22 protein-coding genes are annotated in these 23,538 nt (G+C 68.5%); 16 read left to right on the top strand and 6 right to left on the bottom strand.

Annotated features, from left to right (window positions below):
* Window positions 1-46 precede the first annotated feature (46 nt).
* The 8 genes from ACMGFE_RS20090 (at window position 47) to ACMGFE_RS20055 (ending at window position 9,001) form a co-directional block, all read left to right on the top strand.
* Window positions 47-1,963 carry an ABC transporter substrate-binding protein gene (locus ACMGFE_RS20090; protein ID WP_436927060.1) on the top strand — a complete coding sequence of 639 codons (1,917 nt, stop codon included), beginning with the start codon at window positions 47-49 and terminating at the stop codon, window positions 1,961-1,963.
* A gap of 9 nt (window positions 1,964-1,972) precedes the next feature.
* Window positions 1,973-2,983, top strand: a complete 1,011-nt coding sequence (locus ACMGFE_RS20085; protein WP_436927059.1) for an ABC transporter permease — start codon at window positions 1,973-1,975, stop codon at window positions 2,981-2,983.
* Window positions 2,970-4,235, top strand: a complete 1,266-nt coding sequence (locus ACMGFE_RS20080; RefSeq protein WP_436927058.1) for an ABC transporter permease — start codon at window positions 2,970-2,972, stop codon at window positions 4,233-4,235. Before ACMGFE_RS20085 ends, ACMGFE_RS20080 begins: the two co-directional genes overlap by 14 nt.
* A 1-nt stretch (window position 4,236) precedes the next feature.
* A complete protein-coding gene (locus tag ACMGFE_RS20075) occupies window positions 4,237-6,540 on the top strand; it encodes an ABC transporter ATP-binding protein (protein WP_436927057.1) in 2,304 nt (767 codons plus the stop codon).
* A 136-nt stretch (window positions 6,541-6,676) separates the two neighbouring features.
* The gene (locus ACMGFE_RS20070; protein WP_436927055.1) at window positions 6,677-6,874 is read left to right on the top strand and encodes a hypothetical protein; all 198 of its coding nucleotides are present in this window, start codon (window positions 6,677-6,679) and stop codon (window positions 6,872-6,874) included.
* A 122-nt stretch (window positions 6,875-6,996) separates the two neighbouring features.
* Complete coding sequence (locus ACMGFE_RS20065) at window positions 6,997-8,055, top strand: TrmB family transcriptional regulator (protein WP_436927054.1); 1,059 nt, start codon at window positions 6,997-6,999, stop codon at window positions 8,053-8,055.
* 236 nt (window positions 8,056-8,291) lie between these two features.
* A complete protein-coding gene (locus ACMGFE_RS20060) occupies window positions 8,292-8,564 on the top strand; it encodes a DUF2249 domain-containing protein (protein WP_436927052.1) in 273 nt (90 codons plus the stop codon).
* Window positions 8,561-9,001 carry a hypothetical protein gene (locus tag ACMGFE_RS20055; RefSeq protein ID WP_436927050.1) on the top strand — a complete coding sequence of 147 codons (441 nt, stop codon included), beginning with the start codon at window positions 8,561-8,563 and terminating at the stop codon, window positions 8,999-9,001. The genes ACMGFE_RS20060 and ACMGFE_RS20055 overlap by 4 nt, the downstream gene beginning before the upstream one ends.
* 45 nt (window positions 9,002-9,046) lie before the next feature.
* On the opposite strand, the gene ACMGFE_RS20050 is transcribed toward ACMGFE_RS20055, so the two are convergent.
* The gene (locus ACMGFE_RS20050; RefSeq protein ID WP_436927049.1) at window positions 9,047-9,361 is read right to left on the bottom strand and encodes a cupin domain-containing protein; all 315 of its coding nucleotides are present in this window, start codon (window positions 9,359-9,361) and stop codon (window positions 9,047-9,049) included.
* Complete coding sequence (locus tag ACMGFE_RS20045; protein ID WP_436927048.1) at window positions 9,358-9,591, bottom strand: DUF2249 domain-containing protein; 234 nt, start codon at window positions 9,589-9,591, stop codon at window positions 9,358-9,360. Before ACMGFE_RS20045 ends, ACMGFE_RS20050 begins: the two co-directional genes overlap by 4 nt.
* A 128-nt stretch (window positions 9,592-9,719) precedes the next feature.
* On the opposite strand from ACMGFE_RS20045, the gene ACMGFE_RS20040 reads away from it, so the two are divergent.
* Window positions 9,720-10,907: a hypothetical protein gene (locus tag ACMGFE_RS20040; protein WP_436927047.1), complete on the top strand. Its 1,188-nt coding sequence runs from the start codon at window positions 9,720-9,722 to the stop codon at window positions 10,905-10,907.
* A gap of 163 nt (window positions 10,908-11,070) precedes the next feature.
* The gene (locus tag ACMGFE_RS20035; protein ID WP_436927046.1) at window positions 11,071-12,900 is read left to right on the top strand and encodes a cbb3-type cytochrome c oxidase subunit I; all 1,830 of its coding nucleotides are present in this window, start codon (window positions 11,071-11,073) and stop codon (window positions 12,898-12,900) included.
* A 205-nt stretch (window positions 12,901-13,105) separates the two neighbouring features.
* Here the strand turns inward: ACMGFE_RS20035 and ACMGFE_RS20030 are convergent, their stop codons facing one another.
* A complete protein-coding gene (locus ACMGFE_RS20030) occupies window positions 13,106-14,020 on the bottom strand; it encodes an alpha/beta hydrolase (protein ID WP_436927045.1) in 915 nt (304 codons plus the stop codon).
* A 215-nt stretch (window positions 14,021-14,235) separates the two neighbouring features.
* Between ACMGFE_RS20030 and ACMGFE_RS20025 the strand changes: the two genes are divergently transcribed.
* From ACMGFE_RS20025 to ACMGFE_RS20010, 4 genes are all read left to right on the top strand, one after another.
* On the top strand, window positions 14,236-14,697 hold the full coding sequence (locus ACMGFE_RS20025; RefSeq protein ID WP_436927044.1) for a VOC family protein: 462 nt from the start codon (window positions 14,236-14,238) through the stop codon (window positions 14,695-14,697).
* Window positions 14,698-14,838: 141 nt separating this feature from the next.
* Window positions 14,839-15,846 carry a DUF4129 domain-containing protein gene (locus ACMGFE_RS20020; protein ID WP_436927043.1) on the top strand — a complete coding sequence of 336 codons (1,008 nt, stop codon included), beginning with the start codon at window positions 14,839-14,841 and terminating at the stop codon, window positions 15,844-15,846.
* Between the two features lie 88 nt (window positions 15,847-15,934).
* Window positions 15,935-16,765, top strand: a complete 831-nt coding sequence (locus ACMGFE_RS20015) for a DUF7537 family lipoprotein (RefSeq protein ID WP_436927042.1) — start codon at window positions 15,935-15,937, stop codon at window positions 16,763-16,765.
* Window positions 16,766-16,830: 65 nt separating this feature from the next.
* The gene (locus tag ACMGFE_RS20010; protein WP_436927041.1) at window positions 16,831-17,139 is read left to right on the top strand and encodes a hypothetical protein; all 309 of its coding nucleotides are present in this window, start codon (window positions 16,831-16,833) and stop codon (window positions 17,137-17,139) included.
* Between the two features lie 238 nt (window positions 17,140-17,377).
* On the opposite strand, the gene ACMGFE_RS20005 is transcribed toward ACMGFE_RS20010, so the two are convergent.
* On the bottom strand, window positions 17,378-18,553 hold the full coding sequence (locus tag ACMGFE_RS20005; protein WP_436927040.1) for a multicopper oxidase domain-containing protein: 1,176 nt from the start codon (window positions 18,551-18,553) through the stop codon (window positions 17,378-17,380).
* Window positions 18,554-18,786: 233 nt separating this feature from the next.
* On the opposite strand from ACMGFE_RS20005, the gene ACMGFE_RS20000 reads away from it, so the two are divergent.
* Together ACMGFE_RS20000 and purL are read left to right on the top strand one after the other, a co-directional pair.
* Complete coding sequence (locus tag ACMGFE_RS20000; protein WP_436927039.1) at window positions 18,787-19,650, top strand: universal stress protein; 864 nt, start codon at window positions 18,787-18,789, stop codon at window positions 19,648-19,650.
* A gap of 95 nt (window positions 19,651-19,745) precedes the next feature.
* Window positions 19,746-21,917, top strand: coding sequence for a phosphoribosylformylglycinamidine synthase subunit PurL (gene purL / locus ACMGFE_RS19995; protein WP_436927038.1), 2,172 nt, complete (start codon window positions 19,746-19,748; stop codon window positions 21,915-21,917).
* Window positions 21,918-21,947: 30 nt separating this feature from the next.
* Here purL and ACMGFE_RS19990 read toward each other — a convergent pair whose 3' ends face one another.
* Window positions 21,948-23,138, bottom strand: a complete 1,191-nt coding sequence (locus ACMGFE_RS19990; RefSeq protein WP_436927037.1) for a hypothetical protein — start codon at window positions 23,136-23,138, stop codon at window positions 21,948-21,950.
* Between the two features lie 182 nt (window positions 23,139-23,320).
* Window positions 23,321-23,527 (bottom strand): DUF7550 family protein, encoded by a 207-nt coding sequence (locus ACMGFE_RS19985; protein ID WP_436927036.1) that lies wholly within the window; start codon window positions 23,525-23,527, stop codon window positions 23,321-23,323.
* Window positions 23,528-23,538 lie beyond the last annotated feature (11 nt).

The following is a 23,538-nucleotide window of genomic DNA, read 5'->3' as shown; positions in this document are numbered from 1 at the left end:
CAACCACAATTTTTATTGCATGGTCCTTCATGTTCCTGAACGAGCGATGTCTGATAATCAGCAACACGGTTCGGACCGAACGCCGCTGTCGCGCCGACGGATGATGCAGCTGCTCGGCGCGACGGGCGCCGCGGCCGGCCTGGCGGGCTGTGGTGGACAGTCGGCAGTGGAAACGGACACCCCGGGCGACGGCGGTGACGGTGGCGACGGCGGCGACGGCGGCGACGGCGGGTCGTCGGACGAGACCGACACGCCGACCGAGACCGCGACGCCGGTGCAGGTCGACAGCGAGTCCCTGGGGACCATCCAGGAGCTCGCGTACGTGACGAACCAGACGCTGCCGGTGCTCCCGTTGCAGGAGAAGCTGGCGCAGTCGTTCCAGACGACCGACGACTGGTCGGTTCCGTCGAAGGACAGCGACAAACTCCAGCTCTACTGGCCGACCGAGTGGCTGCCGCGCTCGGGCGACTGGACCGGGAAGGACGGTTCCGACGACGACCGCCTGACGTTCGCCCAGTGGGCGGTCCCCAAGGACTCCCAGTACAACCCCTGGAACGGGAAGAACTTCGGCGAGGCGCGCCGGATGCTGTTCGACCGGTTCATGAAGTACAACCTCGCGACCCAGGAGTACTCCGGGTACGTCATCAGCGACCACTCGCTGGACGGGAAGACGCTCACGCTGAACGTCCGCGAGGGCCAGACCTGGCACAACGGCGACGCCGTCACCGCGACGGACGTGGCCAACCAGATCAAACTCGACATCTACAACGGCGGGAGCCTCGGTCAGTTCGTCGCGCCCGAGGACAAGGGCAAGGTCTCCGAGCGCGTCGTCGCGGCCGACGACACGACCGTCGAACTGACCCTCACCGAGGAGGTCAACGAGGACATCCTGCTGGCGTACCTCCAGCCGAAGTACCTCGTCGCCCACGACGGCACCTACGGCGAGTTCGTCGCCGCGTTCGACGAGGCGGAGTCCGAGGACGAGCGCTCGCAGGCGCTCTCGGACCTCACCAGTGACACCACGCCCGATCCGGTCGGCTGTGGTCCCTTCCAGTTCGAGGACGCCGACACCCGGCGCACCCTGTTGACGAAGTACGACGACCACCCGGACGCGGACAACATCAACTACTCCGAGGTCGAGTACCTCTACAAGCCGGAGAACCAGGGACGCTGGAACTCCCTCATCAACGAGGAGACGGACGGCTCGGCGACGCTGTTCATGCCGTCGAACAAGCTCAACCAGCTCCCCGACTCGGTGCAGGTCAGCCTCATCCCGCGCCACTGGGGGCTGGGCCTCGTCTTCAACTTCGAGAAGTCGCCCGTCGACGACCCGCGCGTCCGCAAGGCCATCGCGCACGTCGTCAACCGCGAAGCGGTCGCCAAGAACTCCGGTGCCGGCACGAACTCGAAGATCGCCGTCACCTACCCGAGCGGCCTCACCGGCGAGTTCAACGGCCAGATCGAGGGCGCCTGGCTCGAAGGCGTCGTCGACGAGTTCGACACCTACGGTCGCGGATCCGTGCAGACGGACAAGGCCGCCTCGTTGCTCCAGGACGCCGGCTACGAGAAGAGCGGCGGCACCTGGCAGAAGGACGGCGATCCGCTGACGATCCCGATCAAGGGGCCGTCGGGCTTCTCCGACTGGGTGGCGGGCGCCGAGACCGTCGTCTCCCAGCTCAGGGAGTTCGGCATCGACGCGCAGGCCAAGATGAAAGACACCTCGACGTACTGGGGACAGGACTACAGCAACGGCGACTTCGTCGTCGGGCTGCAGGGCTGGGCGTCCTACGACCAGTCCCATCCGTACTTCCACTTCCAGTGGTTGTTCGACAGCTGGGACGCGAAGAACGCGTGGAACCTGCCGACCGAGTTCGAGTCGCCGGTGCTCCACGACCAGATCCGCGACGGCGACACCGTCGTCCCCGGGGACCTTGTGTCTGCGCTCTCTACCGCAAGCGAGTAACCCAGACTCATGAGCTACGTACTGAAGCGGATCGGCCAATCAATCCTCACCGTCTTCGTGGTGGTGTCGGCCAGCTTCGGCCTCATCCGGCTGTTGCCTGGCGGCCCGCTCGACTACCTGCGGGCGCAGATGATCCAGCAGGGCGGCAGCACCATGACGATGGCCGAGATCAACCGCCGGATCGCCGCGCAGACCAACATCGCCGTGAACGAACCGATATACGTCCAGTACTTCGATTACATGACGGCGATCCTGCAGGGCGACTTCGGCCAGTCGATCTGGTTCGAGGAACCGGTCGCGAGCATCATCGGCCCGGCCATCCCGTGGACGGTCTTCCTGACCGCGTCGGCGCTGTTCCTCGCGTTCATCGTCGGCGTGTCGCTGGGCGCCGTCATGGCCTACAAGGAGGGGTCGAAGTTCGACGTGGGCTCGACGGGGGTCGGGCTGGTGCTCAACTCCACGCCCGGCTACGTCGTCGCGCTGCTTCTGGTCGCCTACCTGGGCTACCGACAGGAGCTCTTCCCGACCGGCGGGCGCTACGCCTCGGAACTGACGCCGGGGTTCAACGTCCCCTTCCTCCTGAGCGTGCTCCACCACGGCGCGATGCCCATCTTCTCGATGGCCGTCGTCGGCTTCGGCGGGTGGGCCCTGTCGATGCGTGGTAACTCCATCCGCGTCCTCGGCGAGGATTACCTCCGCGTCGCGCGCCTGCGCGGCCTCTCGACGCGGCGGATCGCCCTTCGATACGTCGCGCGCAACGCCATCCTGCCGATGTACACCGGCCTGATGATCGCCATCGGCACCGTCTTCGGCGGGGCGGTCATCATCGAGAACATCTTCGCGTACCCGGGCGTCGGGTTCTACCTGATCACGGCGATCGAAGCGCGCGATTACCCGCTGATGATGGGCGGGTTCATCCTCATCACGGTCGCGATGGTCATCGGCATCACCATCGCCGACCTGACCTACGGGATCCTCGACCCGCGCGCCAAGGGAGGTGCCTCGCGTGAGTCCTACTGACGACGGAGACGACTTCGACGGTGGTCGGGACGACCACGACGGCACCGAAGACCCGACCTTCGACGCCATCGCCGGCAACGACGACGCCCTCGACGCCGAGGAGTTCGTCGAGGCGGACGATTCCGGTCGCGTTTCCCGGGCCGTCACCGGCCACGGGCGGAAGGGCCGAGTCGCCGCGGACGGGGGTGAGCGCCCCAGTGGGGCGCGAGCCTCGTCAGAGCTCCGCTCTGACGGCGGGTCGGTTTCGGAGTTCGAACAGATGGCGGAGGTGTCGCTCACCCCCCAGGAGCGCCGGCGGCAGTGGTTCGACGAGAAGTTGCTGGCGCCCGCCCGTATCGTCTGGGACGACTGGCGAGCGCGCCTGGGCGTCGTCATCGTCACGTTCTACCTGTTCATGGGCATCGTCGGCCCGAAGCTCGTCGCGAAGCCGACGCAGAACCAGGGCGGCTACCTCGTCGGCGCCTTCCGGACGCTGGAACACCCCCTGGGGACGACTGCGTCCGGCGTGGACATCCTCTCGCAGGTCGTCTACGCGACGCCGTCGATGCTGATCATGATCACGGCCGGTGCGGTGTTCACGGTCGTCCTCGGGACGGCCACCGGCACGCTCGCCGGCTACAAGGGCGGGCGCGTCGACAGCGTCCTGATGACGATCACGGACGTGATGATGACCATCCCGGGCCTGCCGCTGACGATCGTCCTCGCGGCGGCGCTGCAGATCGACGGCAACCCGGCGGTTATCGGCGTCCTGATCACCGTCAACGCCTGGGCGGGACTGGCACGCGCCATCCGCTCGCAGGTGCTGACGCTGCGCGACGCCGAGTACGTCGAGGCCTCGCGAATCATGGGCATCCCGTCACCGAAGATCATCGGGAGCGACATCATCCCCAACCTGATGCCGTACATCACGATGAACTTCGTCCGGCAGGCCCGCGCGGTCATCTTCGGGTCGGTCGGGCTGTACTTCCTCGGCGTCCTGCCGTACAACAGCGTCAACTGGGGCGTCATGATGAACGCGGCCGTGAATCGCGCCGGGGCGACTTCCTCGCCCGCGGCGTTTCACTGGTTGCTGATGCCGATGCTGACGATCATCGTCCTCGCGCTCGGACTGACCCTGCTCGCGCAGGGGGCCGACCGGGTGTTCAACCCGCGGGTCCGCGCCCGCCACGCCAAGTCGGTCGAAGGCGGCGACGAGGGCGACGGCGACGATGGCACCGGCGGCACCACTACGACGGCGACTGGAGGGATCTGACATGGCGAGCACACGCGACGACGGGAGCATCGACGGCGGCAGCCGCGGCCGCGACCAGACGGCCGAAGCCACCGAGGATCCCATCGTCGAGGTGCGCAACGTCAGCGTCACCTACGACCTCCAGGCCCGCGACGCGATGGTCCTGGACGACGTGAGCCTGGATCTCCGCCGCGAGGAGATCCTCGGCTGCGTCGGGGAATCCGGGTCGGGCAAGTCCATGCTCGCCAACGCGATGATGGACGCCGTCGAGGAACCCGGGATCACCACCGGGAACGTCCGATACTACCCCGAGGAGGGGGCCGAACCGGTCGAAGTCCTCGACCTGGAGGGCGACGACCTCAAAAAGTTCCGCTGGGAGGAGATCTCGATGGTCTTCCAGGGGGCGCTGTCGTCGTTCAACCCCACCATGACGATCCGCGGGCACTTCGAGGAGACCCTCGACGCCCACGACTACGACGTCGAGGAGGGGATGGAGCGCGCCCGCGACCTGCTCGCGGACCTCTACCTCGACCCCGACAGGGTGCTCGACTCCTACGCTCACGAACTGTCGGGCGGGATGAGCCAGCGGGCGCTGATCGCCCTGTCGCTCATCCTCGAGCCCGACGTGCTCCTGATGGACGAGCCGACCGCCGCGCTCGACCTGCTGATGCAGCGGTCGATCCTGAGCCTGCTCGACGACATCAAGGAGAAGTACGAGCTGTCGATCCTGTTCATCACGCACGACCTGCCGCTGGTGGCCGGACTGGCCGACCGACTGGCCATCCTCTACGCGTTCGAACTGGCGGAGGTCGGGCCGAGCGAACGGATCGTCCGCGACTCCCAGCACCCCTACACCAGGGCGCTGCTGAAGGCGGTGCCCAATCTCGACGCGCCGCTGTCCACGATGACGCCCATCGAGGGGACGGCGCCGAACCCGGCGCACGTCCCGAACGGGTGTCACTACGCGCCGCGGTGTCCGCTGGCGGACCAGCGCTGCCACGAGGAGAAGCCCGACTGGTACGACGCCGGTCCCGACCAGCGCTCGGCGTGTTTCTACCACGAGCGGGCCGACGAGGCCGTCCCGTTCGACGTCGAGGAGGTGCTGGCCTCGGTCGACGATGCCGGCGCGTCGGCGAACGATCCGGCCGAAGACTCGGACGCCGAGGACTTCTCCGGCTTCGGCGCCGACGACAGCGCCGGCCGAACGGCCGCGACGGTGCCCGACGACGAGGCGGTCGTCTCGCTGGACGACGTCGAGATCCACTTCGAGGAAGAGCAGGGACTGGTCGAGGGGCTGTTCGACGAGCCCGACTCGGTCCGGGCGGTCGACGGCGTGTCGATCGACATCCCGGAGAACGACGTGCTCGCGCTCGTCGGCGAGTCCGGCTGCGGGAAGACGACGCTGGGCAAAGCGATCATCGGCGTCCAGCGGCCGACCAGCGGTTCCGTCACGTATCGTGGACAGGACGTCTGGGACGCCAAGGACGGCGTCGACGACCCCGACATCGAGTACGGGGACATCCGCCGGGCGCTCCAGATCATCCACCAGGACCCCGGCGCGTCGCTGAACCCGAACCAGAAGGTGGTCACCTCGCTGGAGGCGCCGCTGAAGCGCTGGAACCCGGAACTCTCCACGGAGGACCGCCGCGCACGCATCTACGCGCTGCTCAACCGGGTCGGGATGCAGCCGCCCGAGGACTACGCCAACCGCTTCCCACATCAGCTCTCCGGCGGGGAACAACAGCGCGTCGCCCTCGTGCGCGCGCTGTTGATGAATCCGGACGTGATCCTCGCCGACGAGGCCGTGAGCGCCCTGGACGTGAGCCTGCGCGTGGAGACGATGGACCTGCTGCTCGAACTACAGGAGCAGTTCAACACCTCCTTCGTCTTCATCTCGCACACGCTCTCGAACGCGCGCTACCTCGCGGAGAAAGCCGACGGCCGCATCGGGATCATGTACCTCGGCGAACTCGTGGAGATCGGGCCGCCCGACCAGGTGCTCAACGACCCGCAACACCCCTACACGAAGGTGCTGCGCTGGGCGACAGCGAACCTGGACCCGAGCGACCAGGAGATGCGTGACCCGCCGGTCCGGTCCATCGACATCCCCGACCCGGTGAACCCGCCGTCGGGCTGTCGCTTCCACACCCGCTGTCCGGAAGCCCGCGAAGTCTGCACCACCGAGGCGCCGGAACTCGGCGAAGACGAGACGACGACCGGCGCGCGCGCCGTGGCCTGTCACCGCTCGGACCCGAATCACGAGTACTGGAACAGCACGCCGCTCGACGGGGTCGACTCGGCCGAGACGCCGACGTTCGACGACTGACCTCCGCTTTCCATGCATGGACCCACCTCGCCACCGCCGCGCTCGCTTGCCATGACTCACCCGGCGGCCGGTCCGGGGGCGAGGTCGGGACCATGAAGTACACACCGGACGATGACCACACACGGAGGACGAGCACGTGACGAACGTCTGGCGCGCGTTTTTCACCATGAGCGCCGTGTTGCTGGGCTTTCTGCTGCTGTCGGTCCCGTTCGTCGAGCCCGGCTCGAGCGCGTTCGTGATCTCGGTCGCGAGTTTCGTCATGCTCGCGATCATGTTCGTCGCGTCCGCCGCGTTCATCTACTTCGAGTGGGACCCCTTCGAGGACCTGGTGTGAACCGTCGGGCCCTCGAACGTGGCCGCAGACCGGCCCAGCGTCGCCGTCGAGTCCCACAGTCGTACGAAACCGAAACCGCTACGGAAACGACCATACGTGATACGAGATAACACACCGAAACCATGACAGAACAGCACGTCGACGACCAGACGCTCAGGGACGAGTTGAACGTGTTCGGCTTCTCCGACACGGAGATAGACACGTACCTGGCGGTCCTGGAACACGGGGAGACGACCGTTCGCACCATCTCGGACGAGGCGGACGTGACCCAGCGGGCGGTGTACAACATCGCCGAGCGACTCGAGGACCGGGACCTCGTGACGGTCAACGGGCACGCGTCGCCGACGACCATCCGCGCGTTCCCGCCCGAGGAGGCGATCGACTCGCTGTCCGGCAGACTGGAGTCGATCACGCCGACGCTCGAAGACCGGTTCAACGCCACCGAGCCCCAGGCCCCCGAGATCCAGATCATCAAGTCGCGGGAGACCGCCGTCAAGCGCCTCCGAGAGGGGATCTCCGAGGCCGAACACGAGGTGCTCGTGGCCGTCCCCGAACACACCTACGCGGACATCCAACCGGAACTGCAGGCCGCCGTCGACCGCGGCGTGCTCGTCTTCCTGCTCATCGGCGGCATGGAGGACCTGGACGACGACACGCTGGGCTTGCACCGTTCGGCAGCGGTGGTCCGGGCGTGGTCAGAGAGCCTGCCCTTCATGTACGCGGCCGACGACGAAGCGGCGATGATCGGTCACTCCGGCGTCATCTCGGGGACGCACGTGGACGAGGGCGCCGTCACGGTCAAGCAGGACAACCTCGCCGGTTCGATCGTCGGCCTCTACTTCGGCGCGTACTGGCCGGCGGCGACCGAGCTACACGTGCGCGATCCGGAACCGCTGCCCCGGAGGTTCGAGTGGTTCCGCCACGCGGCCCTGGAGGCCGTGCTCCATCGACGAGCGGGCGTCGAACTGGAGGCCGACGTCACGACAGTCGAGGGACTGGAGATCTCCGGCCGCGTCAGCCAGATCCGCCAGGCGTTCGTCCAGCCCTCCACCAACGACTACACGCTGGAGACGAGCCTCTACATCGAGACCGCCGAGGGCGAGGTCAGCATCGGCGGCCCCGGCTCGTTCATCGAGGAGCACGAGGGCGACACGGTGACGCTCCGCCCGGTCGACGAGTAGGGCGGACCGTCAGTCCCGCCGTTTCGTCGCGTCTACCTGTCTCTCCGCGTTTGTCCGCCTCTTCGCGTCTGTCCGCTTCTTCGCGACTGTTCGTCACGTCTGTTACTCCCTTCAGGTCGCGTCCCGCCGCTCCTTCACGGGCGATTCCGAACCGCCTCTCACTGCCCAGGGCTCGCCCGACCGATCCGAAGACGTTCGGCGGAACCCTGGGGGCCGTCGCGGTCCTATCCGTTCGTATGTCCGCAGGAGTGAACATCGACCGCGTCGTCGGCGAGACGGACGCACCGGCAGACGCGCCGCGGGAGACGCTCGACGTCCGGGATCTCGGGCCGCCGAAGCCGCTCGCGAACACGCTCGAACGCCTCCCGGAACTCGACGACGAGACGGTCCTCGTCCAGTTGAACGACCGCGCGCCCCAGCACCTCTACCCGAAGCTCGACGACCGGGGCTACGAGTACGCGACCGTCGAACGCGACGACGTCACGGTCACGACCGTCTGGCGCGCATGACCGGCACGCCATCGAGTGAGCGGACGGCCGACCGCGACGCCCGCGAAGTGACTGACCCGATCGGCAGGTCCGTGGCGACGGACTCGGCCAGCCCGACCGTGTCGAAGGACTCGTCCCGCCGGTCGCCGCCGTCGGACGCGAGCCAGCGGGCGAACGACGAGGCGCCGGACGCAGACGCCGCCATCGCGCGGATCTACGACCGGGCGGACGAGATTCGTACCCACGAGGTCGAGACGGCGCTGGTCAAACTCGACGCGACGGGCGACCTCGCTCCGGAGGACCGGGCGGCGATCGAGGGGCTCGCCGATCGACTCGTCGCCCGGCTGATCGCCGTCCCCGAGCGGGGGCTGCGGGCCGCAGCCGACGACGGGACCGACGCCGAGGACGGAACGGAAGACCCGGCGGTCGCCGAGACGGCGCTGAAACTGTTCGGATAGTCGATTCTCCGCAGGCGAGAGCGGTCGAAGAAACAGATAGTAGCCTCAGCCCTCGGCGAGGACGAGCAGGGCGACGCTGTCCTCGCGGGCCTCCGGCGAGATGTCCCGGTCGCCGGAGAACCGCGCGACGTCGCCGGCGACAAGTTCGACCGTCTCCTCGCCGAGCGCGACTTCGAGTTCGCCCTCGACCACGTAGCAGACGATCTCGCGGTCGGGGTGCTGGTGGGGCGGGACGCGGTCGCCGGCGTCCAGCGCGAGCCGCACCGTCTTCGGTTCGCCCTCGAAGAGAACGCCGCGACCGTCGCCCTCCAGATCCGGCAGGTGGACGGACTCGGTGGCGCTCCGGACGCCCTCGGTCATACCTTGGGGAGGTCGGCGACGAACTCGTCGGCCTCCCGGCGCTCGACCTCGTAGTTCTCGGCGTCGAAGTCCTCGACCTCGGCCTGGAACTCGTAGAACAGCGGCTTGGGCTCGTGGTCGTTGACGATCCGGAGCGTCTCGCCGCTGTCCAGGTCCTCGAAGGCCTCGTGGATCATCGGGTGGCGTTCCGGCGGCGGCACGTCGCGGATGTCGAGAGTCGTCGCGGGCATACGCTTCGTCGTAGGTCGCGCGCGGCCCTGTCCCTTCGTCCGAACATGTTCGACGTTTCGGGACGCGCCCCGCGGGCCGACGTCGTTCGCCGCCAGATTGAGGGAGTGGGCGGTCGCAGGTTCGCGGGATGTCGTCGGCGACGCTCTCACGGTGGTCTCGCGCGCTGGTCGCGGCCGGGGTCTGCTGGCTGGTCGTCTGGCAGGCGGCGGCGGTCGCCGGACTCCCTCGACGGACGACCGTCGCACTCGGTCTCTACGGGTTCGTCCTGCACGTCGTCTTCGGGAAGGCCTACTCGCTGGTCCCCTCGTACTTCGACCGGGACCTGGCGTGGCCGTACGCCCCGGCGATCACCCTCCCGCTCGCGGCCGTCGGGACCGCCGGACTCGCCCTCGAAGCCGTCGACGGCGTGCCGGGGGTCGTCCGTCCGATCGGCGCGTGGTCCTGGGCGCTCGCCGTCGCCGTCTTCCTCGGGACGCTCGTCTGGACGCTCCGGGAGAACCTCTCGGGCGCCGAGACCGGGACCGGCGACCACAACGCCGACCGGCGGCGGGTCGACCGCGCCGCGAACCTGTTCGTCCCCGTCGTGTTCGCCTACCTCGCCGTCGGCTCCTGGGAGACGCTCGCGGCGCGCACGGCCGTGTCCCCGGTCCTCGACGGCTACCCCCCGCGAGCGACGCACCTGCTGGCCGCCGGCGGGGCCGCGCTCCTCGTCTTCGCCGTCGGATTCCGCCTCCTCCCGCGGTTCCTCGTCGCCGAGATCCCCGACTGGGTGCCGTGGATCGTCCTGCCCGCGGGCGCCCTGGGGCCGGCCATGCTCGCTGTGGGCCTGCCGGCGGGACCGGTCTTCCGAACCGGGGCGCTCGTCGAGGCGGTCGCGGTCGTCGGGTTCGCCGCCGCGTACGGCCACCTCTATCGGTCGAGCGACCGGCGGCGCGTGGGGTTCTACGGCCCGCTCGTCGGTGCCGGGTTCGGTGTGATCGCCGTCGGGCTCGGGCTCTCCTTCGCGTTCGGCCCCGTCGATCCGACGCTCGTCGCCGCGCACTACCGGCTGAACCTGCTCGGCTTCCTCGGCCTGACGGTCGTCGGCGTGACCTTCCAGTTCTACCCGCCGACGGTCGGCCGGTTTCTCGGCGCGGGCGACGACCTCGCGCTCGCGGCGCTGGGCGCGCTGGCCGGCGGCCTCGTCGTCGAACTCGCCGGCGCAGTCGTCTCGACGCCACTGGCGCTCCGCGGCGGCCGCGCACTGGCACTGCTCGGCACGCTCGCCTACGCCTACCTCGTCCTGGGCGTGTTCGTCCAGCGAGCCAGGCAGTGACCCCACCCGCCGCGTCGGTCTCGTCGGTCCGTCGGTCCGCCGATTCCCCGGCCAGCCAGTCCGGGGGTCGCGGCGACGGGTATCCGGCAGGCGCCCCGCAGATAAAGGGCCCGAACACGTTCCCGCGAAAACCCAGGGACGGGGCGGCCGAACCCCCCGTCACATGGCTGATATCGCGACGCTCACGCTGTCCGGGCTAACCGCGCTTCTCCTTCTGGGCGTGTTCACCTGGGTGCTCCGGGTCGAAAACTGGCGTTCGTACACCCCGGCCGTCGGTGACGGCGCTGGCGCCGGGGCCGGCCACGGCACGGGTGCCGGCCACGGGCACAAACCGAGCGGCATCGTCCGCTGGCTAACGACGGTCGACCACAAGGACATCGGGCTCATGTACGGAGCGTTCGCCGTCCTGGCGTTCGCCTGGGGCGGCATCGCCGTCTTGCTGATGCGCTTCGAACTGGTCACCCCCACGTCGAATATCGTCGATAGCGGACTCTACAACGGGCTGTTGACCAGTCACGGGATCACGATGCTGTTCCTGTTCGGGACCCCGATCCTCGCGGCGTTCTCGAACTACTTCGTCCCGCTGTTGATCGGCGCCGACGACATGGCGTTCCCGCGGATCAACGCCATCGCGTTCTGGTTGCTACCGCCCGGCGCGCTGCTCATCTGGGGCGGCTTCTTCCTCCCGAGTCTCGCGCCCGCACAGACCTCGTGGACGATGTACACGCCCCTCTCCATCGAGCAGGCGAACCCCGCCGTCGATCTGATGCTGCTGGGCCTGCACCTGACCGGCGTCTCGGCGACGATGGGCGCGATCAACTTCGTCGCGACCATCGTCACCGAGCGCGACGACGAGGTGACCTGGGCGAACCTTGACATCTTCTCGTGGACCGTGCTCACCCAGTCGGGGCAGATCATCTTCGCGTTCCCCCTGCTCGGGAGCGCACTCGTCATGCTCCTGCTCGACCGCAACCTCGGCACCACCTTCTACGCCGTCGGCGAGGGCGGTGGCCCGCTCCTGTGGCAACACCTGTTCTGGTTCTTCGGCCACCCCGAGGTGTACATCCTCGTGCTCCCGCCGATGGGCCTGATCAGCTACATCCTGCCGAAGTTCACCGGCCGCAAGCTGTTCGGGTTCAAGTTCGTCGTCTACTCGACGCTGGCGCTCGGGGTGCTGAGCTTCGGCGTCTGGGCCCACCACATGTTCGCGACGGGCATCGACCCGCGCTTGCGCGCGGGCTTCATGGCGGTCACCATCTCGATCGCCATCCCGAGCGCGGTGAAGACGTTCAACTGGATCGCGACGATGTGGAACGGGCGGCTGCGGCTCACCACCCCCTTCCTCTTCTGCGTCGGGTTCATCGCGAACTTCATCGTCGGCGGGATGACCGGCGTCTTCGAGGCCTCCATCCCCGTTGACCTGCTCCTGCACGACACCTACCACGTCGTCGCGCACTTCCACTACGTCATCATGGGCGGCATCGCCTTCGCGGTCTTCGCGGGCATCTACTACTGGTTCCCTATCTACACGGGCAAGATGTACCAGCGCACGCTGGCGAAGTGGCACTTCTGGCTGACGATGGTCGGCACCAACCTCACCTTCTTCCCGATGATCCTGCTCGGCTACGCCGGGATGCCGCGCCGGTACGCGACCTACTCCCTCGAAGTCGGGCCGGAACTCCTCTTCGCGCTCCTGCACCGGTCGGCGACGCTCGGGGCAATCTTGCTCGCGGTCGGTCAGATCATCTTCGTCTGGAACATCGTCCAGTCCTGGCTCGAAGGGCCCCAGGTCCGGGACGGCGACCCGTGGGACCTGAAGGAGACGAACCAGCACGGCCGCGAGTGGGCCTGGTTCGAACGCCAGCGAGAGACCGCCCTCGCCACCGACGGCGGTGGCGTGAGCGGAGCGAACGGCACCTCGTCGGAGCAGCGCTCCGACGGCGGCGAGGAACGGGACAGCGACGACGCGGCAGCGGCCGAGAGCGACGACTGACTGGCGATATTCCGTCTGTCTCGTACTGGTGGTCCTCCCGTATCGGGGAACGATGTATCGCCTCGACCCACGATATATTCGATCCCTGTCAGGAGCCGCGTGCTGAATACGGAGCGTGAGTTCAACACGGCATCTCTACAGAGAAATTGTCCGCCTGGGATGGCGACTGAAGTCGAGAGCGGGCAACTTCGCCGACGATCTGAGTTCACTCTGGCACCGAAAGAAGCGTCTCGGTGAGAAACTGCGATTGCGCAGACGACACCTGATCGAACGTCTCACTCGGGAAATACAGCAACCCGAAGTGACCGCCAGGGATCTCGACCCACTCCTTCGGCCCGGCCAGCCGCTCGTACGCGTCGCGTGCCACGGCAGGGGACGACCGGACCATCTCGTCGTCTGGAGACACCACGAACAACGCTGGGCACGACACGTCCGAAGCGCACAGTCCGGGATGCCACTGGACTGGTCGTTTTGGGCGGACGACCGTGACCTCGTTCGTCCAGTTCGTGCCCGTACGAGTCCCGTAGCCGTTGAACCAGCGAAACGCCGTCTGCGGTTTCAGGGCCGAGGGACGCCGGTCCTGGTCGTCCCACACGACCGGCATCGGCCCGTGGATCTCGTCGGGATCCGGTTCGATGGACCCGGACCAGGCCGTCTCCTCGATCGATTCACGGCGGGATCCGCCGGGGTCGTCCGGCGGCACCGTTTCCCCGAGCGCCGGGACCTGAACGACCAGTGCTGCAACACGGTCATCCACTGCGGCCACGACCAGCGCAACGCCACTACTGTAACTATCACCCCACAACGCGATCCGAGACGGATCGACGTCGTCCAGCGTGGTCGCACACGAGACCGCGTCGCGATACCCACGTGCCTGCATCCAGGGATTGATCTGTTGACGCGGTTCGCCGTCGCTCGCACCGAAGCTCCGGTGGTCGTACAACAACACGGCCAGACCCTCGTCGCAGAACGCTTCGGCGTACCTATCGGCGACCATCTCTTTGGTTGCGGTGAATCCGTGGCCCATGACGACCAGTGGCCACGGTGGCGGCGTGTCGGGCGAGTAGTACCACCCGCTAATCTCTGCCCCTTCCGATTCGAACGTCACGTCTCGTCTCATATCCCCGTGTACGGGACGTTCGATGATATATTCTCGGCAGTCGAGGAGTCTGCGCCGCCTTTCCCGACTGAATGTGCGAAATACGCACTGTCTGCAGCACGGCAGGCTACACGTCGCGAGAATCCGATAGAGAGCCTGACGAAAATTCGGCTCGGACGCCGAACACCATCGTTCGGGCCCGGCAGTTGATGGGAGAGCCGACCGAATCCACGGACATGAGTGACGATAGCGACCGCGCTCGGATGGTCGGGATCAACCACGTCGCCCTCAGCGTCGGCGACGCAGACGAGGCACGGGCGTTCTACGAGTCGATATTCGAGTTCGAGGTCCGCGGCGAGACTGACCACGCCGCGTTCCTCGACGTCGGCGACCAGTTCATCGCGCTCACGGAGGTCGTCGACGCGGGCGAGGCGACGGACGCCCACCGGCACTTCGGCCTCGTGGTCGACGACACTGACGTCGTCGAGCGACGCCTGGCAGAGACAGACGCCGATGTCCTCGACACCGACGGGATCGACTTCCTCGACCCGTGGGGCAACCGGATCCAGGTCGTCGACTACGCGGACGTCCAGTTCTCGAAGGCCGACCACGTGCTGGAGGGGATGGGCCTGGGCGACCTGGAGAAGTCCGACGCCGCCCTCGACGAACTCGCCGAGAAGGGGATGGCGCCGGAGTGACCGAATGAGATCGACGGCTACTGAGCGGTGCGGCTGACGGTCGACGGCATTGACCGGATCGAGGGTGTCGACTCCTGGCGCTGCTGTCAGCGACCCAAAACGTACGAAAAACCTATCCGGTAGATAGACATTCACACGCGCATGGACGACTATCTGTCACGGGCGTCCCTCCGAGTGCTGGTGGTCGGACTGGTCGCGATGGCCGCCGTCGCCGTAGGGGCCGCGGCTATCACGTCGGCTGTCGAGCCCGCAGCGCCCAGTACGCAACCCGGCGACGAGGCGCCGGAGCCGGATGTGGACAGCGTGGCCCCGGAAACGCCGAGCGATCCAGGCCCCGGACCGGATACGGTAGGCGATCCGAACCCTCCCGACGACCCGATCGAAACGAGCTGGTGCGTCCAGCCGCTGTCGGCCTGGTACGGCGGAGTCGTCTACTTCGGCGCGTTCGCGGCCGCGTTGGTGGCGATCAAGCGGCGATACTCGCTGGGCGCGACCTTCTTCGGGCTGTACGCGCTCGCGCCGCCGGCGTTTCTCACCTACTTCCTGTCGACGGACTGCCCGGACTACGACGGGCCCGGCCTCGGTCCCGGCCCGGACCTGCCCGGTTCGGGCGGCGACGGCGGCCTCACCGAGCCGTTGATCCACGCGGTGGACGTGCCGCCGGAGGCGGTCCTGGGCGCGTTCGGCGTCGTCCTCGTCGGGACCGCGGCAATCTTGCTCCGGGCGTCGGGGGGCGAGTCGGTCACCGACGTGTCACAGGAGCCCCTCGCCTCGGACGACGGCGAGCCGGTCGGTCCGCGCGACCTGGCCGTCGCGGCGGGCCGCGCCGCCGACCGTCTCGAAGGCCACGACGCGGACGTGGACAACGAGGTCTACCGCGCCTGGTGGGAGATGACCAGTCTGCTCGACGTGGCGAACCCGGACTGCGCCACGCCCGGCGAGTTCGCCGACGCCGCCGTCGACGTCGGCATGAGCGAAGCCGACGTGGCGGAACTCACTCGCCTGTTCGAGGAAGTCCGCTACGGCGAACGCGACGCGGCGAGGCGGGAGGAGCACGCAGTCTCCGTCTTCCGCGCCGTCGAGGAGTCGTACGGCGACGGCGCGACCGCCCACGACAGCCGGTCGGACGAGTCCACGGGCGAGCGCTAGCGGTCGGTCTCCCGCGAGCGCAACGGACTCGAATGCCCGCGACATAGACTGACACGCAACTTTTACGCGCGGACGACCAATCGTCCGTATGCGCTCGGTGGCCGTCGTGGTGCTCGTCCTGCTCGCGGGCTGTAGCGCCGTCACCACCAGCCCACAGCCGGAGACGGTCACCCCCGCGCCGGTCCCGACGGACGACGCGCTGCCGCCGGGCGTGGGACCCGGCGGGGTGACGGACCCCGCGGTGCTCGCCGGGGCACACGCCGCCGTGCTCGACGGGGCGTCGTACACCCTGATCGCGAACAGGACGGTCCGGTACCCGAACGGCTCGCTCCGCTCGGCACTCGGCGTTCACCTGGAGCTCTCGGCCTCGCGGGACTACCACGCGTCCGCGGCCGTCCGGGGGCCTGACGCGGCCGTGTTCATCGGCGAACCGCCGACCCGTGCGGAGTACTGGGCGAACGACGAGACGTACCTCCGTCGACAGGTGATCGGGAACCGGACGGTGTACAGCCGCTACGCGACTACGGACGAGTACGTCGGCACCTGGCGGTTCTGGCTGGGGACGGTCGCGCTCGACATCGGCCCGGAGACGGACCTGCGGAGGACGGTCGAGAGCTTCCACACCGGCGTCGCCGAGCGGCCGACCGACCGCGACGACCGGCGGACGCACCTGGTCGGGACCGACGTGCGCGCCATGGACTTCGTCGACGACCAGAGCGGCGTCCGGTCCATCGAAAACGCCACGCTGCACGCCTTCGTGACCGACTCCGGGCTGGTCGACGCCTACCAGGTCGAGTACACCGCGACCCTCGAAGACGGCACGACGGTGCGAGTCAAGCGGACGGTCCGGTTCCGGGCCGTGGGAAACACGACCGTCGAGAGACCGCAGTGGTACGACGAGGCGATGTCCCAGGGGTGACGGGCGGGGACCGGTCGAACCGATTCGGCGGTGGTGGCTTCGGACCGCCCTCCGTACGACGGCCCATGAGCGAGCGTGCCGCGGCCCTCACCGCGCTGGCCGACCGACTGCGTGACCGCGAGTCCGTGACCGACGCGTGGACGGCAAAGAGCTTCACGGACCGCCTGTTCGTCGTCGAAGTACCGGAGTCGGGCGCGCTTCCCGACGACGTGCGGGCGACGCTCCACGACCACGACCTGCGGGAAGCGAACGAGGTGTACGACGTCGACGGGGCCGACGACGCCGACTACGCCGGCGAACTGGCCGACGGACGACGCTACCGGTTCGTCGACGTCCGTTCCCGCGGCGAGCTGCAGTCCTACGTGGTCGAGTAGACCCGAGCGGTCGAAACGACCGCACGGAACCGGGTCGGTGAGAAAATCGAGCGGACAGATCGAGGGCTGGGTACCGGCAGCAGCGACCGAGAATCGGGAACGGGAAGTCGGGATCGGGACCGAGAATCGGGAGCCGGGAGTGGCGGGATCGGTGGAGTCGAGAATTGGGATCGGGACCGGGAATCGGGAGCCGGGATCGGGGGGACAGACTGGAGGTGGGACAGACCCGTCGGGCGGCTCAGCCCTCGTAGCCGGCGTAGTCCATGAGCTGGCTGAAGATGTCGGTGTCCATGGCCTCCTTGTAGACGATGGCGCCGACCATGCCGCCGGGGTAGGAGTTGCCGTTCATCGCGTGGAACACCTTGTGGCAGTGCATGAGGTAGATGCCGGGGTCGGCGTCGGCCTCGAACTCGATGGTCTTGCGTTCCGCGGGCGCGATGTTGAGTACGTCCTCCTTGTAGCGGGCCGCTTCGGGGATCACCGAGCCGTCCTTCTCGACGACCTCGAAGCGATGGTTGTGGGTGTGCATCGGGTGCATCATGTACCCGTTGTTGGCGAAGTGGATGCGGACGGTGTCGCCCTGCTCGACGATGACGGGCGAGCCGTCCTCGGGGTGGAGCGTCCGCGGCGCGGACTTGCCGTTGATGGTGAAGACGTTGGGGTTGCGCTCGCGGGGGCTGTAGTCGACGTCCATCCCGGCCATCTGCTTGTTGAGGTCGCTGTCCCACTCCTTGAGCGTCATGAACAGCTCCTGGTCGGCGGGCTCGTAGCCCTTCGGGTCGACCCGGAAGAAGCCGTACATGCCCATGTCGATGTGGCGGTGGGTCTGGTAGTGGCAGTGATAGAGGTGAGTGCCGGGGACGTTCGCGGGGATCTCGTAGGTGTGTTTCTCGCCCGGGGGGACGGTGATGCCAGTCGTGGTCGGGACGCCGTCGTTCTCCCAGGCCTTGCGGACGCCGTGGAAGTGGACGGTGTGCGGTCGCTTGCCGTCGGTGTTGTCGAGGGTGACCTCCATGTCCTCGCCCTCGGTCGTCCGGAGGATAGGCCCGGGGACGCTGGGGTCGCGGTCGTCGGCCTGGAACGCCCAGGTCGCCGGCAGGTCGACGGGGCCGCCCATCGACTCCCCGGGGTGGACCTCGTGGTAGGACGGGACGCTGGAGAGGGTGACCTTCCCGCCCTGCTCGTCGACGTTGACGATCTCCGGCGGCGAGGTCTTCGGGAGGTCCGCGGGGTTGGCGGTCTGGGCGGCAGGAGAACCGCCGGATTCGACTTCGGAGACGGTCACGCCGCCCGCGTCCTGGGTGCTCCGCGTGGAACAGCCGGCGAGGGCGAAGAGGCCGGACGTCCCGGCCGCAGCTTTGGCGAACTCGCGACGCGACATGTCCGTTCCGGGCGCACCGATGTTGTCGGTCATACTCGTCTTCGACTTGCCGGGGATTGCATATAGGGGGGTAAGGGAATTCCCAGGGTGTGAAAACTCCCCCGCTATCGGGGTACCCACTGATAACCAGCCGCCCGAAGCCGTTCGAAGCTCCCGTCTGCGGGGGCCGTCTCTCGGGGTTCGTCTGCGGAACTGTCCGGAAGCGGCGGGCGATGCACGGCGTCGTACGGCCAGCGTTTTTCACACTGGCCCGCGGACGGACAGGTATGTACGACGAGATACTCTTCCCGACGGACGGGAGCGACGCGGCCGACGCCGCGCTGGAGGTCGCGACCGCCGTCGCCGACGCGCACGACGCGACCCTCCACGTGCTCTACGTCGCCGACACGAACCAGCCGAGCCTCGCTCGCATCGAGGGACAGGTGCAGGACGTGCTCGAAGGCGAGGGGCGCGAGATCGTCGACGAAGCGGCGTCGCGAGCCCGCAACGCCGGCGTCGAGACCGTCGACGAGGTGATCCAGGGCGGTCCGTCGCGAACGATCTGCGACTACGTCGACGACCGGGGGATCGATCTGGTCGTCATGGGGACCCGCGGAGGCCGGGACATCGAGCGGATCATCCTCGGGAGCGTCACCGAGCGGGTCGTCCGTAACAGCGCGTCGCCGGTCCTGGTCGTTCCCCCCCAGAGCGACCACCAGTATCCGCCGGACGACGTGCTCGTCGGGACCGACGGCAGCGACGGGTCCCGGGCCGCCGTCGACGAGGGGATCGATATCGGCGCGGCGACAGGGTCGCGGCTCCACGTCATTTCGGTGCTCGAATCCTCCGCTCTGGGGTTCGACGTGCGCTCCGAGCAGGTCGCCGAGGAGCGCCGACGTCGCAACGAGGAGGTGCTCGCCCAGGCACGCGAGCGCGCGAACGACAGCGACGTCGCCGTCGAGACCGCGATCGAAGAGGGCGACGTGGTCGATACGCTCAACGGGTACGTCGACGATCACGGTATCGACCTCGTCGTCGTCGGCACCCACGGGCGGACCGGCATCGACCGGCGCCTCCTCGGCAGCGTCACCGAGAATCTCATGCGCTCGGCGTCCGTGCCCGTGCTGTCGGTTCGGGCGTCACAGGAGTGAGCGTCGGCGGTTCCGTACTCCCCAGATGCGACGAGGGCGCCGAGTCCTGATCGCGATGGAAAGCGATTTAGCCGGCGGGAAGCGACGGGACCGTAATGAGTCTCTCCGACGCCGACCGCGAGCTCGTGGTCGAGGAACTGGGGCGGGACCCGACGCCGGCCGAGGCCGCGCTCTTCGAGAACCTCTGGAGCGAGCACTGCGCGTACCGCTCCTCGTGGCCACTGCTTGGCGCGTTCGACAACGAGGGCGACCAGGTCGTCGTCGGGCCGGGCGACGACGCCGCCGTCGTCTCGCTCCCGTCCGCCGGCGCGGACGCCGACGATGACACGTACATCACGCTCGGCATCGAGAGCCACAACCACCCCTCGTACGTCGACCCGTTCGACGGCGCGGCGACGGGCGTCGGCGGCATCGTCCGCGACACGCTCTCGATGGGCGCCTACCCGATCGCGCTTGCCGATTCGCTCTATTTCGGCGACTTCGACCGCGAGCACTCCCGGTATCTCTTCGAGGGCGTCGTCGAGGGCATCTCCCACTACGGTAACTGCATCGGCGTCCCGACGGTCGCGGGGTCGACCGCATTCCACGACGACTACGAGGGGAACCCGCTCGTCAACGTCGCCTGCGTCGGCCTGATCGACGACCCCGACCGCCTCGTCACCGCCGTGGCCCAGGAACCCGGGAACGCGCTGATCCTCGTCGGCAACTCGACGGGTCGCGACGGCCTGGGCGGGGCATCCTTCGCGAGCGAGGACCTCGCCGAGGACGCCGAGACGGAAGACCGCCCGGCGGTCCAGGTCGGCGACCCCTACACCGAGAAGCTCCTGATCGAGGCGAACGAACAACTGATCGACGAGAGTCTGATCGAGTCGGCGCGAGACCTCGGCGCCGCGGGGCTTGGCGGGGCGTCCTCCGAGCTGGTCGCCAAGGGCGGCCTCGGGGCGAACATCGAACTGACAGAGGTCCACGAGCGCGAGCCGAACATGAACGCGATGGAGTACCTGCTCGCCGAGAGCCAGGAGCGGATGTGCTACGAGGTCCGACCGGAGAACGTCGACCGCGTCCACGAGATCGCAGACCGCTACGACCTGGGCTCGTCGGTCATCGGCGAGGTCACCGACGGCAACTACGTCTGCACCTTCGAGGGCGAGGTCGTCGTCGACGCGCCGGCGGAGTTCCTCGGCGACGGCGCGCCGTACAACGACTTGCCGGCCGAGGAACCGGCCGAACAGGAGCGGGACCTGCCCGACGGCGTCGACCTCGCGGAGGCGTTCGAGGCCGTGGTCGGCAGTCCGAACACGGCGTCGAAGGAGTGGGTCTACCGGCAGTACGACCACGAGGTCCAGGTCCGGACCGCGATGGCTCCCGGCGACGACGCGGCGCTGATGGCAGTTCGTGAGGCCGAGGCCGGACTGGCCTTCTCCTCGGGCGCCGACCCCAACTGGACCGACGCCGCGCCCTACGAGGGTGCCCGGGCAGTCGCGCTGGAGAACGCGACGAACGTCGCAGCGAAGGGGGCGACCCCCCACGCGGCGGTCAACTGCCTCAACGGCGGTAACCCGGAGAAACCCGACGTGTACGGTGGATTCAAGGGCATCGTCGACGGTCTCGCGGAGATGTGCTCGACGCTGGACGTGCCCGTCGTCGGCGGGAACGTCTCGCTGTACAACGACTCCGCGAGCGGCCCGATCCCCCCGACGCCCACGCTCGCGCTCGTGGGCGTCAAGAACGGGTACGAAGCGCCCCCGACGGCGCTACAGGGCGAGGGCGAACTCCTGCTCGTCGGCGCGCGCTCGCTGGAGGGCGACGCCGAGGCCCGCCTGGGCGGGTCGGAGTACCTCGCGCAGTTCGGCGGCACGGATCGGTTCCCCGACTCGCTCGCCGACCCCGACGCGTTCGTCGACACGCTGGTCGACGTCGTCAACGAGGAGACGACGCTCGCCACGCACGACGTGAGCCACGGCGGCCTCGCGGTGACGCTCGCCGAGATGGTCAGCGACGAGGCCGGGGCGAGCGTCGACCTCGACGCCCCGACGAAGGGGACGCCCGAGGCACTGCTGTTCGGCGAGCAGGCCGGCCGCGTCGTGATCGAGACGACGGACCCGCGAACGGTCCGCGAGGCGTTCGACAGCGTCACGCCGGTGTACGAACTCGGCGACGCCGACGACTCCGGGACCCTCGACGTGGCGCTCGACGACGGGTCGCTCTCCTACGACGCAGCCGAGATCGCCGAGTTGCGCGACGTGATCGACCGGGAAATGGACTGAGGACCGCGCGTTTCGATCGTTCTGAGCGGTTCAGAGAACGGCCGGAACGACTGTCACCGCTCCCTCGCCAGCGCCGCCCGAGAGGACGTAGTAGGGAACGAGTTCTATCGCGGCGCCGTGAGCGGCGTAGACGACGGTCGGCGCCCACACCGACCGGGTGCGCTCGGTAGCGACTGCGGCGGCGCCGACGGCGACGGCGTAGCTGCCCATGACAGGACCCGCGCCGCCCCGGACGAACGCCGCTGTGGCGAGTGTGACGACGACGGCGACTGCGACGCCGGCGCCAGCGGCGACGACTGTCGGTCGGCCGTCGTCTGAGAGCGGGCTTCGCGCGTCCCAGAGCCGTCCGTACGCGACCGCAGCGGCCAGCACGACCACGACGGCGACGACGAGGACCGCGACGACCGCGACCCACCGGGCGGCGGCGGGAACCGGACCGAGAACCGGCGAGACCGCGATCGGAACGACGGCGAGGACCCAGTCCACACCGAACGTGAGCACCGCGACGGCGCCGGCCGCGGCGGCAGACGACCGGTGGCGACGGAGCGCCGTCTGGACGGCGCCGTTGAACAGCAGCGCCGCGCCGAGGCCGGAGAGCGTCACCGGGACCACGGTCGTCAGCACGAACGAGGAGGCGTCGGGCAGCGACCCGTACCCGAACATCACGGTGGGGCGGTCCACCCAGCCGACGGCCCTCGCGCCGGCGATCGCGAGCGCGGCGGCCGCGGCGACGACGGTCGCGGCGAGTCCAGTCACGACCCAGCCGTCGCGGGTCGGTGGACTCACCGGGAGGTCGAGGCCGGCGACGCGGGCGTACCCGACCGCGAGGAGTCCCGCAGCGACGGCGTAGCCGGCGGGGAGGAGCACCGTCGCAGCGGAGGCGTCGGAGGCCGTCGGTCCCAGTGAGACGTAGACGGCGACGAACACGAACGCGGCCACGGCCAGCCCCGCCTCGGCAACCTCGAATCTCTCGAGTCGTTCGTCGCGGCCGGCCGCGTAGACGGCGTAGACTGCGCCGAGACCGGCCAGCGCGACGAGGCTGTACGCGGCGATCACCACCAGCGGCACCGCGAAGAGACCCGTTTCCGCGCGGACCGCCGGAGCGCTCGCGTCGACGCCGAGCCTGACGAGGACGAGTCCCGCCAGCAGGGCGGCGATCGCGCTGTACTCGTGGAGGGCGGGGCCGTCGTCGGGCGACCGCCGGTGGAGGGAACCGCTCATGGCCGAAAGAAGTCAATTGGTAGTAATAAGCTTGGGGGCAGCCGATCGGAACCGCTCGTTGTCTCGCGATTCGAACCCGACCGCAGTGGATCGGTCACGCTCGGACGTTTCGGGGTGCGAGCGGCGCTGGCCGTGCAGCCGGGCGCCGAAACGGGAGGGGAGAGAAACCGAGCGGCGGCCGGTTACACCAGCACGAGCGGCAGGACGAACGCGATGGTGACGCCGACCAGCATGACGGCGAAGCCGACGCCGACGTCGCGGGTCGTGTATTCGCTCTGGGGCGCCGTCGAGCGCAGTGGCGGCTCTCCGGAGGGGAGTTCCTTGTGCGTCGGGTCGTAGTCCGGGCGGTCCGCGTGTCCGTGCGCCGCGTCCTCGTGTTCGTCGACCATGCGTCCGCGTT

The sequence above is a fragment of the Halosimplex amylolyticum genome (assembly GCF_051414035.1).
GTDB classification, from domain to species: Archaea; Halobacteriota; Halobacteria; order Halobacteriales; family Haloarculaceae; genus Halosimplex; species Halosimplex amylolyticum.
This window is presented reverse-complemented; position numbering and strand designations above follow the sequence as displayed.